Origin of the sequence: Methylorubrum podarium (assembly GCF_022179745.1) — a bacterium.
In the GTDB taxonomy this organism is placed as follows: Bacteria; Pseudomonadota; Alphaproteobacteria; order Rhizobiales; family Beijerinckiaceae; genus Methylobacterium; species Methylobacterium podarium.
This window is the reverse complement of record NZ_BPRD01000274.1, coordinates 1-14,139: the sequence shown is the minus strand read 5'-3', so window position 1 is coordinate 14,139 and position 14,139 is coordinate 1. Positions and strand designations below refer to the sequence as shown.

At 70.6% G+C, this 14,139-nt stretch carries 12 protein-coding genes and 1 pseudogene; 7 read left to right on the top strand and 6 right to left on the bottom strand.

Annotated elements, in window-relative coordinates; translation table 11 throughout:
• From MFF42_RS14215 to mdcA, 5 genes and pseudogenes are all read right to left on the bottom strand, one after another.
• Window positions 1-244: pseudogene (locus tag MFF42_RS14215) on the bottom strand (phosphoribosyl-dephospho-CoA transferase MdcG domain-containing protein); the annotation flags it as partial.
• Window positions 237-953 carry a biotin-independent malonate decarboxylase subunit gamma gene (gene mdcE / locus MFF42_RS14210; protein ID WP_238256316.1) on the bottom strand — a complete coding sequence of 239 codons (717 nt, stop codon included), beginning with the start codon at window positions 951-953 and terminating at the stop codon, window positions 237-239. The gene mdcE and the pseudogene MFF42_RS14215, both read right to left, overlap by 8 nt.
• Entirely contained in the window at window positions 940-1,872 is a 933-nt protein-coding gene (locus MFF42_RS14205; protein ID WP_238256315.1) for a biotin-independent malonate decarboxylase subunit beta, read from the bottom strand. The genes mdcE and MFF42_RS14205 overlap by 14 nt, the downstream gene beginning before the upstream one ends.
• 2 nt (window positions 1,873-1,874) lie before the next feature.
• Entirely contained in the window at window positions 1,875-2,183 is a 309-nt protein-coding gene (gene mdcC / locus MFF42_RS14200; protein ID WP_238256314.1) for a malonate decarboxylase acyl carrier protein, read from the bottom strand.
• A 7-nt stretch (window positions 2,184-2,190) separates the two neighbouring features.
• On the bottom strand, window positions 2,191-3,837 hold the full coding sequence (gene mdcA / locus MFF42_RS14195; RefSeq protein WP_238256313.1) for a malonate decarboxylase subunit alpha: 1,647 nt from the start codon (window positions 3,835-3,837) through the stop codon (window positions 2,191-2,193).
• Between the two features lie 265 nt (window positions 3,838-4,102).
• Here mdcA and madL point away from each other — a divergent pair, with 265 nt between their 5' ends.
• The 4 genes from madL (at window position 4,103) to MFF42_RS14175 (ending at window position 7,139) form a co-directional block, all read left to right on the top strand.
• Window positions 4,103-4,555 carry a malonate transporter subunit MadL gene (gene madL / locus MFF42_RS14190; RefSeq protein ID WP_238256312.1) on the top strand — a complete coding sequence of 151 codons (453 nt, stop codon included), beginning with the start codon at window positions 4,103-4,105 and terminating at the stop codon, window positions 4,553-4,555.
• A gap of 5 nt (window positions 4,556-4,560) precedes the next feature.
• Window positions 4,561-5,325, top strand: a complete 765-nt coding sequence (gene madM / locus MFF42_RS14185) for a malonate transporter subunit MadM (protein ID WP_238256311.1) — start codon at window positions 4,561-4,563, stop codon at window positions 5,323-5,325.
• A gap of 5 nt (window positions 5,326-5,330) precedes the next feature.
• Window positions 5,331-6,017 carry a GntR family transcriptional regulator gene (locus tag MFF42_RS14180; protein ID WP_238256310.1) on the top strand — a complete coding sequence of 229 codons (687 nt, stop codon included), beginning with the start codon at window positions 5,331-5,333 and terminating at the stop codon, window positions 6,015-6,017.
• Window positions 6,018-6,140: 123 nt separating this feature from the next.
• The gene (locus tag MFF42_RS14175; protein WP_238256309.1) at window positions 6,141-7,139 is read left to right on the top strand and encodes an SDR family oxidoreductase; all 999 of its coding nucleotides are present in this window, start codon (window positions 6,141-6,143) and stop codon (window positions 7,137-7,139) included.
• A gap of 16 nt (window positions 7,140-7,155) precedes the next feature.
• On the opposite strand, the gene MFF42_RS14170 is transcribed toward MFF42_RS14175, so the two are convergent.
• On the bottom strand, window positions 7,156-8,361 hold the full coding sequence (locus tag MFF42_RS14170) for a DUF2252 family protein (RefSeq protein WP_238256308.1): 1,206 nt from the start codon (window positions 8,359-8,361) through the stop codon (window positions 7,156-7,158).
• A gap of 638 nt (window positions 8,362-8,999) precedes the next feature.
• Here MFF42_RS14170 and MFF42_RS14165 point away from each other — a divergent pair.
• From MFF42_RS14165 to MFF42_RS14155, 3 genes are all read left to right on the top strand, one after another.
• Window positions 9,000-11,420, top strand: coding sequence for a PAS domain S-box protein (locus MFF42_RS14165; RefSeq protein WP_238256307.1), 2,421 nt, complete (start codon window positions 9,000-9,002; stop codon window positions 11,418-11,420).
• 201 nt (window positions 11,421-11,621) lie between these two features.
• Window positions 11,622-13,148 carry an ATPase domain-containing protein gene (locus MFF42_RS14160; RefSeq protein ID WP_238256317.1) on the top strand — a complete coding sequence of 509 codons (1,527 nt, stop codon included), beginning with the start codon at window positions 11,622-11,624 and terminating at the stop codon, window positions 13,146-13,148.
• On the top strand, window positions 13,145-14,139 hold a 995-nt coding region (locus tag MFF42_RS14155), incomplete at its 3' end, for a PAS domain-containing protein (RefSeq protein WP_238256306.1). The genes MFF42_RS14160 and MFF42_RS14155, both read left to right, overlap by 4 nt.

Below are 14,139 nucleotides of genomic sequence, written 5' to 3'. Positions count from 1 at the left end.
CCGCGTCCGGCGGCAGGGCGAGGCCGATGCGGCGCTTGCCGTCCCGCGGCGGCAGCGGCAGGCCGACCGGGACGAGCGCCGTATCCTCCCCCGGATGCGAGCGGCGCAGGATGACCGGCCGCTCGTCCTCCGCCCAGGCAGCGACATGCGGCAATCCGGCGAGGTCCGATCGGCCGGCGAGTGCCGCCGCCCAGGCCCGCGGCTCGACGTCGAGGAGGTCGTGGCGCCGGTACGCTTCAGCCACGCGCGGCGTCCCGCACCACCTGCGCGGCGATCTCCTCCGCCACTGGGCGTCCGCCGCGCTCGCGCCCAACGCGGTCGCGGACATCCTCGGCGGGCATGGCGTCGATCACGGAGGCGATCTGCTCCGCCAGAGGCCGGTTCGGATCGAGCACCGCCTGCACCGCGCCGGTGCGCACCATGTTGTCGAGGCCCGGGGCGAAGACCGGCGTGTCCTTGGCCATTGCCTCCAGCCGGTCGAGGGGCAGCTTCGTCACGCGCGCGACGGACGGCAGGTCCATCACGCTCGGATTCGCCCCCGGCAGGCCGACGAGGACGCGGGTCGCCAGCGCCGTGGCGATGAAGGCGCCCGCGGCCGAGTGGCCGTAGATCAGCCCGACGGTCGGGTGGCCCTGGGCGTCGGCGAGCAGCAGCGTCTTGGCGAGGTGGGCGAGATACTCGTTGAGGCCGAGCAGCTCGTCGCGCCGGCTCATCCGCTGGCTGTCGGAATCGATCACGACCAGGATCGGCGTGCCGCCGCCCCGGCGCACAACGTCGAGGACGTGGCGCGAGAGCCGGCAGGCGCCGTCGACGCCCAGCGCCGTGTCGCCGTCGATGCCGATCACCGCGAGCCGGCCGCCCCGGAACGGACCCTCGCCGCCGACGAGCCCGTCCTCGACCGCGACGGAATGGCCCTCGGGAAAGACCGAGGCCAGGATCTCAGCGAGCGTCATGGGTCGTCTCTCCAAGGCCGGCGAGCAGGGCGTCGAAATCGGCGGTCGTGAGGGCCGGCACCGTCGCCGGGTCGTTGACGCCGAGGCGCGCCCAGATCTCGGTCGCGTCGCGGCAATCGCCGAAGCGGGTGAGCCGCTCTTCGAGCCGCGCCTGCTCCGCCTCCAAAGTGGCGAGATCGAAGGCCGGGGCGCGGCCGATCAGGTCGAGCGCCGCCTGCCGGAAGGCGGCGACCGTGTCGTCGGCAAAGGCGTCGGCGCCGCCGGTCAGACGGCGGTGCTTGCCGCCCATGGTGCGCCAGACCAGGGCGCGGTCGCGGGAATCGAATTCCTCCGCCCCCTTGTTGGTCTCGATCACCTCCGGCCCCGAGACGGAGATGCGCCCGCCCTCGGAGACGACCAGCCGCGAGCACGTGCCCGCGATCAGCCCGCCGCCGCCATAGGCGCCGGCCCGTCCGCCGATCAGGCCGATCACCGGCACGCCGGCCGCGCGGACCTGCGCAATGGCGCGCATCACCTCGGCGATAGCGGTCTCGCCGGCATTGGCCTCTTGGAGCCGCACGCCGCCGGTGTCGAACAGGATCAGCACCGCCGCGGGCTTCAGCGCCAGGGCGGCGCGCAGCAGGCCGACGAGCTTGGCGCCGTGCACCTCGCCGAAGGCGCCGCCCATGAAGCGGCCCTCCTGCGCGGCGACGAGGACGGGTCTGCCGTCGAGGCGGCCCGAGCCGACGATCATGCCGTCGTCGAAGGCGCGCGGCAGGTCGAACAGCGGCAGGTGCGGGCTCATCCGGCGCTGCTCGGGGCCGATGATTTCTTGGAACGACCCGTCATCGAGGAGGCCGTCGATGCGGGCGCGGGCGCTGGCCTCGTACCAGCTCGTGGCCCAGCCCTTGGCGGCGGGGTCGATGATCCGTTCGCTCATCCTCAGACCTCCATCAGCCGGGCGCCCTGGAGCAGGCGCAGGGACACGGTGTCGGGGCGCGCGCCGCCGTCGTTGACGGTGATGCGCAGGCCCCCCGGCTGTGCGCGGGCGACGAAGTCGGCGACGACCGCCGCCCAGACATCGCCGTAGCCGCGGATCGGCGTCTCGATCTCGATTGCGCACTCGGTCGGGGCGAGCGCGCGCTCCAGCAGCACTTCGAGGTTGCCGGAGGCGACGACGCCGGTGATGGCCTGCGCCTTCGTGCCGGGCAGGGCCTTTTGCGTCGTGTGTCGAAAGCTGAGCTTTTCCATCGCGGCCTCACCAGTTCCGGAACTTCGCCGGCGGCTCGTAGAGCCCGCCCGACCAGTGCACGAGATCCTTGATCGACTTCGCCGCGAGGAGGGAGCGGTCCGCGTCGAGGGGCTCAATGCCGAGATCCTCCGGGCGGCGCACGATGCCGCGCTCGCGCAACCGCTCGACCATGGCCCGGTCGCGCCCACGGCCGATCTCGGTGTAGCCGGCAACGCCCCGGATCGCCTGCTCGCGCTCGTCGGCGGTGCGGCAGAGCAGGAGGTTGGCGATGCCTTCCTCGGTGACGATGTGGGTGACGTCGTCGGCGTAGACCATCACGGGAGCGAGTTCCAAGCCGATCTTCTTCGCGAGTTCGAGCGCGTCGAGCCGCTCGACGAAGGCGGGCGCTAGACCTTCGCCGAAGGTCTCGACGATCTGCACCACGAGCTTGCGCCCGCGCATCAGGGCGGGATCGCCGGTGATCTGAGCCTCGCGCCCCGCCTTCATCCAGGTATCGGAGGGGTGGCGCCGCCCGTGCGGGTCCGAGCCCATGTTGGGCGCGCCGCCGAAGCCGGCCACGCGGTTCTGCGTCACCGTCGAGGAATGGCCGGCGAGGTCGATCTGCAGGGTCGAGCCGATGAACAGGTCGCAGGCGTAGAGCCCGGCCGTCTGGCAGAAGGCGCGGTTCGAGCGGAGCGACCCGTCGGCGCCGGTGAAGAAGATGTCGGAGCGCTCGCGGATGTAGCGGTCCATGCCGACTTCGGAACCGAAGCAGTGGACCTGCTTCACCCAGCCCGACTCGATCGCCGGGATCAGGGTCGGGTGCGGGTTGAGCGCCCAGTGGGTGGCGATCTCGCCCTTCAGGCCGAGGCGCTCGGCGTAGGTCGGCAGCAGCAGCTCGATCGCCGCCGTGCCGAAGCCGATGCCGTGGTTGAGTCGGCGGATGCCGTACTCGGCGTAGATCCCCTTGATCGCCATCATGGCCATCAGGATCTGGGTTTCCGTCATCGCCGCCGGGTCGCGGGTGAAGAGCGGCTCGACGTAGAACGGCTTGTCGGCCTCGACCACGAAGTCGATCCGGTCGCCGGGGATGTCGACGCGGGGCACGCGCTCGACGATCTCGTTGACCTGCGCCACCACGACGCCGTTCTTGAAGGCGGTGGCCTCCACCACCGTCGGCGTGTCCTCGGTGTTCGGCCCCGTATAGAGATTGCCGTCCCGGTCGGCCGAGACGCCGGCGATCAGCGCCACGTTCGGGGTGAGATCGACGAAGTAGCGGGCGAACAGCTCGAGATAGGTGTGCACTGCCCCGAGCTCGATCTGCCCGCCGTAGAGCATGCGGGCGATGCGCCCGCCCTGCGGTCCGGAATAGGAATAGTCGAGCCGCTTCGCGATCCCCTGCTCGAAAATGTCGAGATGTTCGGGAAGCACGATGCCGGACTGGACCATGTGCAGGTCGTGCACGCGGGCCGGATCGCACTGGCTCAGCGCCCGCGCGAGGCAATCGGCCTGCTTCTGGTTATCGCCCTCCAGGCAGACCCGGTCGCCGGGCCGAAGGATCGCCTCCAGGAGATCGACCACCGCGGACGCCGCCACGACCTTGCCCGCGGCATGGGTCCGGCCCGCCTCGATCCGCGCATCGCGGGCTTCCCGCTCCCGACGCCAGCCGCTCATCCGGTCCGCTCCCTGTGGTGGCTTCGCTGCGCATACGCCGGCGGCTCTCGCGAACCGCGCCGTATGTCCTGCGGCGTTCCGATGCCCCTTTTGTATTCTGGCTTGCGTCGAAGTCAATATATTGCATACGATAAGTCAACAAGAACGAATCAGCGCATACAGGAAGGAGACGGCTCATGTCGGCTGCATGCACACCGCCCATGCACGGCGCAATCGTCGTGCCGCGGCGGCCCGATCCGGCGGGTCGGTGCGGGAGGGATGTTCGATGACGATCCTCGGCGTCGCGCTCCTCGCGCTCTGCACCCTCGTCGGCGTGTTCCTGGGCGACCTGCTCGGGATCCTGCTTGACGTGAAGGCCAATGTCGGCGGCGTCGGCATCGCCATGATGCTGCTGATCGCCGCCCGGGTCTGGCTGATGCGCCAGGACCGGCTCGGCCACGCGACCAAGCTCGGGGTCGAGTTCTGGGCCAGCATGTACATCCCGATCGTGGTGGCCATGGCCGCGCAGCAGAACGTCGTCGCGGCGGTGAGCGGCGGGCCGATCGTGATCATCGCGGCGGTCGGCAGCGTGCTCCTGTGCTTCGCCGCAACGGCCCTGCTCGGCCGGATCGGCGGACGGCCGGCGCAGGACGCGGCCGAGGTCGCGCAGGCGGGCGCCGTCATCGCCGGCGAGGGCGCCGAGGCGCCGTCGCGGCCTTCCACCACGGCCCGCAGGTGAGTCCCATGCTGCACATGCTGGAACACGTCTTCGTCGAGCAGAGCCTGGTCGCCGCCTTCGCGGTGATCGGCGGCCTGATGCTCGTGTCGAACGTCATCGGGAAACGCCTGACGGGCGGGCGGGTCCACGGCTCGGCCATCGCCATCGTGCTCGGCCTCGGGCTGGCCTATCTCGGCGGGCTCGCGACCGGCGGCAAGCACGGGCTTGCCGACATTCCGGCCCTGTCCGGCATCGGGCTGATGGGCGGAGCCATGCTGCGCGACTTCGCCATCGTCGCCACCGCCTTCGAGGTGGACGTGATCGAGGCGCGCCGCGCGGGGCTGCTCGGCGTCGTCGCGCTCGCGCTCGGCACGGTGCTGCCCTTCATCGTCGGCACCCTGACGGCCATCGCCTTCGGCTACCACGACGCGGTGTCGATCACGACGATCGGGGCGGGCGCCATCACCTACATCGTCGGCCCGGTGACCGGCGCGGCGCTCGGCGCCGACTCGACCGTGATGGCGCTCTCCATCGCCACCGGCGTCACCAAGGCCGTGATGGTGATGGTGGGCACGCCCCTGGTCGCCCGGTTGATCGGTCTCGATAACCCGCGCTCGGCGATGGCCTATGGCGGGCTGATGGGCACGGTCAGCGGCGTCGCGGGCGGGCTCGCCGCGACCGATCCGAAGCTCGTTCCCTACGGGGCGTTGACCGCGACCTTCCACACCGGCATCGGCTGCCTCGTCGGCCCGTCGCTGCTGTTCCTGATCGTGCGGGCGCTGGTGGGATGACGCGGATGGGCGAGGGCGGCGAGATGGACGGCATGGCCGAGGGGCGCGGCCTCCTCTCGGACCAGATCCGCAATGCCCTGACGGACGAGATCGCCTCGGGCGTCCTCGCGGCGGGGATCGCCCTCGACGAGCAGGATCTTGCCGACCGCTTCGGCGCCTCGCGCACCCCCGTCCGCGAGGCTCTGCGCCAGCTCGCCTCCAGCGGTCTCGTCGAGATGCGGCCGCGGCGCGGCGTCGTCGTGACCCGCATGACCCCCGAGCGGATCATGGAGATGTTCGAGACGACCGCCGAGTTCGAGGCCCTGTGCGTGCGTCTCGCCACCTACCGGATGACGCCGCTCGAACTCAGCGCCCTGATGGACCTGCACGAGCAGTCGGCGGAGCCGGTGGCGGCGCAGGACTACGACACATACGACGCCCTCAACCGGTCCTTCCACGAGGCGCTCTACCGCGCCACCCATAACGGCTTCATGGCCGAGCAGGCGCTGGCGATCCGCTCCCGCCTGTCGGCCTTCCGCCGGACCCAGCTGCGCCAGGGCAAGCGGATCCTGCGCTCGCGCGCCGAGCACGGCGAGATCCTGCAGGCGATCGCGGAGGGCGACGGCGACGCCGCGGCCCGGCGCATGCGCGCCCACATGCTCAACGCCGCGAGCGCGCTCGGCCGCTACGTCGCGGACCACGCGAGCGCGTGAGGGTCCGGACCCTGTCCTGGAGTGTCCGGCCTGCGCGGTTTCAGCGCGGGCCGAAACCGTTCGGCCCGTCGCGGGTAGCCCCATCGCGCGTCGATCGGCGCGACAGGACAGGAGCGGGCCGGAATGGGACACAAGCCGCTGCGCGAGCAGGTCATCGTCGTCACGGGTGCATCCAGCGGGATCGGGTTGGCGACCGCGCGGATGGCCGCGCAACGCGGCGCCCGGGTCGTGCTCGCCGCGAGAAGCGAGGAGGCCCTGGCCGAGGCCGCCGCCGCGTTCGGCCCCCGCGCCACCTACGTGGTCGCGGATGTCGGCCGGCGCGAGGACGTTCAGGCCATCGCCGATAGGGCGGTCGCGACCTTCGGCGGCTTCGATACCTGGGTGAACGTCGCCGGCCTGACTGTCTACGGGCCGCTCCGCGAGATCGCCGCCGAGGACCACGAGCGGCTGATCCGCACCAATTTCTGGGGCACGGTGTACGGCTCGCTGGTTGCCGCGGAGCACCTGCGCGAGCGCGGCGGCGCGATTATCAATGTCGGCAGCATCGCCTCGGATCTCGCCTTCCCGTTCCAGGGCCTCTACGCTGCCTCGAAGCACGCGGTGAAAGGCTTCACCGACACGCTGCGGATGGAATTCCGCGCGGAGGGCGCGCCGGTCTCCGTGACGCTGGTGAAGCCCGCCTCCATCGATACGCCGCTGCCGAACCGGGCGCGCAACTACATGGACCGCGAGCCGACGCTGCCGCCGCCGATCTATCCGCCGCGGGAGGTGGCCAACGCGATCCTGCACGCCGCCGTGCACCCGCAGCGGGACATCGTGGTGGGCGGAGGCGGCAAGCTCTTCGTCATGGGCAAGGAGTTCGCGCCGGGCGCCTACGACGAGCTCGCGCCGGCCATCATCGCCCTGCAGAAGCGGTCGGAATCGCCGAGGAACCCGGAGGGCGCGCTGCACGCGCCTCGGGGAGCCGGCCGGGAGCGGGGCGATCCGCCGGTCTACGTCATGCGCACGAGCGCCTACACCCGAGCGACCCTTCACCCTCTCGCCACGGCCGGGCTCGCCGCCGGCCTGGCGGCGACAGCCGCCCTCGTCCTCGGCGGGCGGCACATCGGCCGCCGATCCTGACGCGCCCCGCCCGAGGTCAGGCGGCCTGCTCGCCGGCGTAGCGGCGGCAATGCTGGAGGTAGCCGACCTCGTGGCGGCCGGCGAGGTCGACCACGCTGGACCAGAGCCAGGACGGCGCCCCGTCCTCCGCGTGGGCGCCACCCGTCACCTCGGCGCGCCAGCCCGAGCGGACGGCGCCGTCCATCTGTCGGCCATGCGCCTTGCCGACCACGTAGGCGAGGTAATGCGCCGCCCGGACCGCCTCGTCGCGGCTGAACTGATTGATATCGAGCTTCAGATCCTGCGGCGCGAGCTCACGCATCACGACCGGCTTGCCGAGAAGATGCACCGGCAGCATGCGTTCGCCGAGGTTCGGCGAGAGGGCCCGTGCGCCGGCCACCACGCGCTCGGCCGGGTCCGACGGCATCGTCGCGCCCGGCGCGGGCGGTGCGGCGGGCTCGACCGCCTCCTTCAGATCCACCAGTGCGAGGCGCTGCTTCTCGCGGGACCCGGCGATGCCGATCAGCGCGGCGTAGCGCAGGAAACCGAGCGAGCTGCAGCCCTTCATCCAGTAGGCCGCGTCGATGAGGTGGGCCTCCGCCTCCTCGCTCCGCCCGCTCAGTGCCAGCACGAGGCGGCGCACCTCGTCCTCCTGGAACAGGTCTTCCAGCGCCCGGCGCTCCTGCGCGTCGAGAGCCCAGAATTTGCGTCCCAGCGGAATGGCCGGCTCCACCCTCTTCAGGCGTTCCCGCGCGAGGTGTTTCCAGTGCCGACCGAGGGCGCGGCGGCGCACCGAGCGCACCACGTCGGGCTCGGGAGGCTGCTTGTTCTCCTCATCCCCACCCAGGCCCACCGCGTAGCCCGCGATCATCTCCTCCAGCATCCGGGCCGTGACGACGCCCGGAAGGTCCGAGCCGCGGGCTGCGCTCGCGAGCGACAGCCCGAGGCGGACGAGGTCGTGCGTCGGGTTGCCGATCACGGTCTGGTCGAGATCCCGGATCTGGATGTCCACCCGCCCGTCGGCGTCGGCCAGCGGACCCAGGTTGCCGAGATGACAATCACCGCAGATCCAGACCGGAGGCCCCTCCGGAAGGGTGCCGCGCGGAAGGCCGTCCAACCACTCGTAGAATTTCAGGGTGTTGCCGCGAACGTAGGCGTGGGCCGAACGGGCCATCTTGAGCGTGCGCTGCCGCTCCAGCACGATCGCACGCTGCTCAGGACCATACGCGTCGTTCACACGCATCAAGACACCTTCAACCCGCAGGCCGCGCCCGTCGCGCGGTGAAGCGTCAACGCGCGCGGGCCGATCCCTGTAGCGCGGCCGATCGTCCCCGGCCCGGATTATGGTGACCCAGAGAACGTGTCGATGGCCGGGGCTGCCGAGCAAGATCAACCTCGAGCGAGAGACCGGCTTCTGGACCCGTTGTCGACCGACCCTGCGCATCCGCCCGGTGGACGCATCGAGAGCACGTGTGCGACATGCACCGCAAGGACGCGTCGGGCGTCGACCGCCCTGGTTGCATGGAGAGGCTTATCACTACGATTGCGCAGCATTCGCCGAATGTATCGGGACCGGCCAGACTAAAACTATGATGTGATGACAAACTTCCTTCCTGCGCTGGCAAGGACAAGGACGTCTAGCGCTGATTGACACCTTCAGCCTGACCATGTGACGAGAGCGAATGCCGGCGACCCGACCTTACGGATTTTCCTCCTCAAGCGGCATGAGTGCTGTCCCCGGCGAAGAGGCCGTCTCGGGTCGAGACGACCCGACGGTTGCGTTCGCCCAATCCGGTCGGCGGGTCATGGGCGGGCGAGTCGTGGGCGGACGGGTCGCGGCGCCTATTTCCATCAATCCTATCGAATCCAGGAACCCTGCGCGTGACGGACGCTGAGGTCGAGGAACTCCGCCGGCACGTGGCGGCGCTCGAAGCCGAGAATGCGCGCCTGCGTGAAGCGCTCAAGGATCAGAACCACGGTTCCGAGCCCGACCCGCACGCGACCCCGGCCTCCACACTGGCGGCCAGTCCGGCGCGGCTGCGGGAGGCGCTCACCATCGCCACGGTGGGCGGCATCTACTTCGACCTGAATGGCCGGCTCCTCGACGCCAACGACGCCTTCCTGGCCATGGGCGGCTACAGCCGCGAGGACCTCAATGCCGGGCGGCTCAGCTGGCAAGTCCTGACACCGCCCGAGTGGCTCGACATGTCCTGGCGTGCCTTCAACGACCTGAAGACCACGGGGCACACGTCACCGTACGAGAAGCAGTATTTCCGCAAGGACGGCTCCCGCTTCTGGGCCCTGTTCGGCGCCACGCTTCTGGACGACGGCCGCGGGTTCGAGTTCGTCGTCGACATCACGGACCGCAAGCAGGCGGAGGCGGAGCTTGCCGCGCGCGAGGCGGAACTCCGGCTGATCGCCGACGCGATGCCGGTGCTGATCGCCTTCATCGACCGCGCCTTCACCTACCGCTTCGCCAACGCGGCCTACGAAACGTGGTTCGGCCGCAGGCCCGAGCAGGTCGTCGGCCGCACGATCGCGGAACTCCTCGGCACCGCCGAGTTCGAGGCCCGCCGCCCCTTCATCGAACAGGCCCTGGCCGGCGCGGACATCCACCTCGAGCGGTCGTGGCCGCATCCGGATGGCCAGCCGCGCGAGGCGGCGATCCGCTACATTCCGAGCCGCGACTCGTCCGGTGAGGTCACCGGCATCTACGTGTTCGTGCAGGACATCACCGACCGCAAGCAGACCGAGGAATTGCTGGCCTCGCGGGCGCTGCAGCTCGAAGCGCAGGTCGCCGAACAGGAAAAGGCGCGGGACCGCATCTGGAACCTGTCGCCGGTGCTCAAGTTCGTCGCGCGCCACGACGGCGAGATCCGGTCCGTGAATCCATCCTGGACGCGCTCCCTCGGCTGGTCGGAACAGGAGACCCTCGGGCGCAACGTGCTCGACTTCGTCGCCCCCGAAGGACGGCGGCAGGCCGCCTCGGACCTGATGCTGGGTGCCGCGACACCCTTGTCCGGCGACATCGAACTCACGTTGCTCACCGAGGGGAACGGGCCCCGCCACGTCTCGTGGACCGTCGTGCCGGGCGACGACCTCCTCTTCGGCTTCGGCCGGGACATCACCGAGCAGCGCGTGGCCGAGGAGGCCCTGCGGCAGTCGCAGAAGCTGGAGGCGGTCGGCCAGCTCACCGGCGGCGTGGCGCACGACTTCAACAACCTGCTCACCATCATCCGCTCGTCCGTCGACTTCCTGCGCCGGCCGGAGCTGCCGGAGACCCGCAAGGCGCGCTATCTCGACGCCGTGTCCGAGACGGTGGACCGGGCGGCGAAGCTGACCGGACAGCTCCTCGCCTTCGCCCGCCGCCAGACGCTCAAGCCCGAGGTGTTCGAAGTCGCCGGGCGGCTGCACGCCGTCGCCGATATGCTCGACACGGTGACGGGCGCCCGCATCCGGGTCGTGACGCAGGGCCTGGACATCCCCTGTTTCGTGCGTGCCGACATCAGCCAGTTTGAGACCGCGCTCATCAACATGGCGGTGAACGCCCGCGACGCCATGGAGGGGGAGGGGACCCTCACGCTTCGGCTCGTCTGCTCCGTGCCGATGCCGCCGATCCGCGGGCATGCCGGCGGTCCCGGCCCCTTCGCGGCGATCTCGCTGTCCGACACCGGAGCGGGCATTCCCCCGGACCGGATCGGCCGGATCTTCGAGCCCTTCTTCACGACGAAGGAGGTGGGCCGCGGGACCGGGCTCGGCCTCAGCCAGGTCTTCGGCTTCGCCAAGCAATCCGGCGGCGACGTCTCGGTCGAGAGCGCGGTGGGATGCGGCACCACCTTCACCCTCTACCTGCCGGAAACCGAGGCCGCACAGGAATCGGCGGAGGCGGGGCGGCCGGGCGACACGCCGCCGATCGGGGCCGGCCAGCGGATCCTGGTGGTCGAGGACAATGTCGAGGTCGGGCGTTTCGCGACGCAGATCCTTCAGGATCTCGGGTTCGAGACCCGCTGGGCGGCGAATGCCGAGGAAGCGCTGGACGCGCTGGGCTCCGAGGACGCGGCCTTCGAGGCGGTCTTCTCCGACGTCGTGATGCCGGGCATGGGCGGGATCGAACTGGCCAAGCGCCTGCGCCGCACCCACCCGCATCTGCCGGTGATCCTCACCTCGGGCTACAGCCACGTGCTGGCTCAGGAAGGGGCGCACGGTTTCGACCTGGTGCAGAAGCCCTACTCGGCCGAACAGGTCTCGCAGGCCCTGTGCAAGGCGATCAGCCCGCGGGTCCGGCACGGACGAGTCGGATAGGCCTGACGCGGGAGCCCGCGTACCGGCCCCGCGCATCGGACGCGACGTCCCGCGCTCATCCGTTTCGAACGCGAACCGGCGATCGATGACACCATCCGCCCGTCCCGTGTGTTATCGCCGACGCTGACGCGGGATTACGCGGCGTTTACGCTGCGCTCGCGCGCAACCGCCGGACACGGCATGGGAGCTTCGTTGGAACCGATGGCCGAGGCGATGGAGACAACGGGCGCTCGATCCGGTTCCGACACCCGGATCTCCACCGGCATCGCCGGCTTGAACGAGATCCTCGGCGGCGGCCTGACGCCGGACCGGCTCTACCTGCTCGAAGGCACGCCCGGCACGGGCAAGACGACTCTCGCGCTGCAGTTCCTGCTCGACGGAGCGGCCCGGAACGAGCGCAGCCTCTACGTGACGCTGTCGGAGACCGCGGACGAACTCCGTGCGGCGGCGGCGAGCCACGGCTGGTCGCTCGACAACATCGACGTCTACGAACTCGTCAACGAGTTGGGTCTCGATCCCGACAGCGAGCAGTCGATCCTGCACCCGTCCGAGATCGAACTCGGCGAGACGGTGCGGGAGGTCATCACCCGGGTCGAGAGCCTCAAGCCCGAGCGCGTGGTGTTCGACAGTCTCTCGGAACTGCGTCTGCTCGCGCAGAACCCGCTGCGCTACCGTCGCCAGATCCTCGCCCTGAAGCACTTCTTCTCCAAGCGGTCCTGCACGGTGCTGATGCTCGACGACCGCACCTCGGAGGCCGGCGACCCGCAGCTCCACAGCATCGCGCACGGGGTGATCTCGCTCGATCAGATGCCGCGGGAGTTCGGCTCCGAGCGTCGGCGCCTGCGCATCGTGAAGATGCGCGGCATCAAGTTCCGGGGCGGCTACCACGACTTCGTCATGGAGACCGGCGGCATCGAGGTCTTCCCGCGCCTCGTCGCGGCCGACCATCACGCGACCTTCGACGCGCAGGCGCGTTCGACGGGCTCGCCGGAACTGGACGCCCTGCTGGGCGGCGGCCTCGTGCCCGGCACCAACACGCTCCTGCTCGGCCCGTCCGGCGTGGGGAAGACGACGACGGCGATGCGCTGCATGCTGGCCGCGCTCGATCGCGGCGAGGCGGCGACGTACTACCTGTTCGACGAAGGGCTCGGCACCCTGATCGCCCGCGCCGCCCTACTCGGCATGGACCTGAGGCCGCATCTCGATTCGGGGCGTCTCACCCTCACGCAGATCGACCCCGCGGAACTCTCGCCCGGCGAGTTCGCCGCGATCGTCAGGCAGGCCGTCGAGCAGCGCGGATCGACCTTCGTCGCCGTCGACAGCCTGAACGCCTACCTGCACGCGATGCCGGGCGAGGAGTACCTCGTCCTGCAGATGCACGAGCTCTTGAGCTACCTGAACCAGAAGGGCGTGACGACGCTCCTCGTGCTGGGGCAGCACGGCGTCATCGGCGAGGTCCGCACCGACATCGATCTGAGCTACCTGAGCGACTGCATCCTGCTGTTCCGCTTCTTCGAAGCGAGGGCCGAGATCCGCGCCGCGCTCTCCGTGGTGAAGAGCCGGGTGAACGCCCACGAGCGCACGATCCGCGAGTTGCGGCTCTCGTCCGAGGGGCTTCGCGTCGGCGAGGCGCTCGACGATTTCGAGGGCGTGCTCACGGGCCTGCCGGCCTATCGCGGACGGGTGGCGATGCTGAGGGATGCGGACGCGCCGGGGGACGAGGCGTGAGCGCATCCCCGGAGGAGCGCGTCCTCATCCTGGCCCCGCGCGGGCGGGATGCCGCGGTGGTCGAGCAGGTGCTGGACCGCTCGGACATCGCCAACGCCGTCTGCGCCGACGTGACGGAATGGGTCGCGTGCCTTCAGGCCGGTGCCGGCACCGCCATCGTCACCGAGGAGGCCCTGGCCGACGGCGACCTCGCGGCGTTGTCCGCCTGGCTCGACGCGCAGCCGCCGTGGTCGGACTTTCCCTTCGTCGTGCTGGCCACGCGCCAAGCCGGCCCCCGGGCGCGGGGCGCGGCCGAATCGCTGAAGCGGCTCGGCAACGTGGTCCTGCTCGAGCGGCCGATCAACGCCGAGACGCTAACGAGCGCCGTCCTGTCGTCCCTGCGCGCGCGCCGCCGCCAGTACCAGGCGCGGGAGCACCTGCGCGAGCGGGAGCGGGCGCAGGAACAGCTTCGGCTGGCGAACGAGGAGCTGGAGCGGCGCGTGGCCGAGCGGACGCGCGAGCTCGAAGCGGCCCACGAAACCCTCGCCTTCGCCCTCGACGCGGCCGGGATGAGTTCGTGGGACATCGACGTCACGACCGGCATCCACCGCCGCTCGCCGCGCTTCGATGCGGTGTTCGGCTACGAGGGCGCGGGGCGCGCCTGGGATCGCGAGACCTTCCTCGATCACGTGCTGCAGGAGGATCGCGGGATCGCCGAGGCGGCGTTCGCGGGCGTCGTCGAGACCGGCAAGCTCGACCTGGAATGCCGGATCCGGCGCGCCGACGGAGCGGTGCGCTGGATCGCCATGCGCGGGCAGGTCAAGCGCGACGAGGCCGGCCGGCCGCTGCGCGTCGCCGGCATCCTCATGGACCGCACGGAGCAGCACGTGACGGAGGAGGCGCTGCGGCAGGCGCAGAAGATGGAGGCCATCGGCCAGCTCACCGGGGGCGTGGCGCACGACTTCAACAACCTGCTCACCGTCATCGTCGGCGGCCTCGACATGATGCTGCG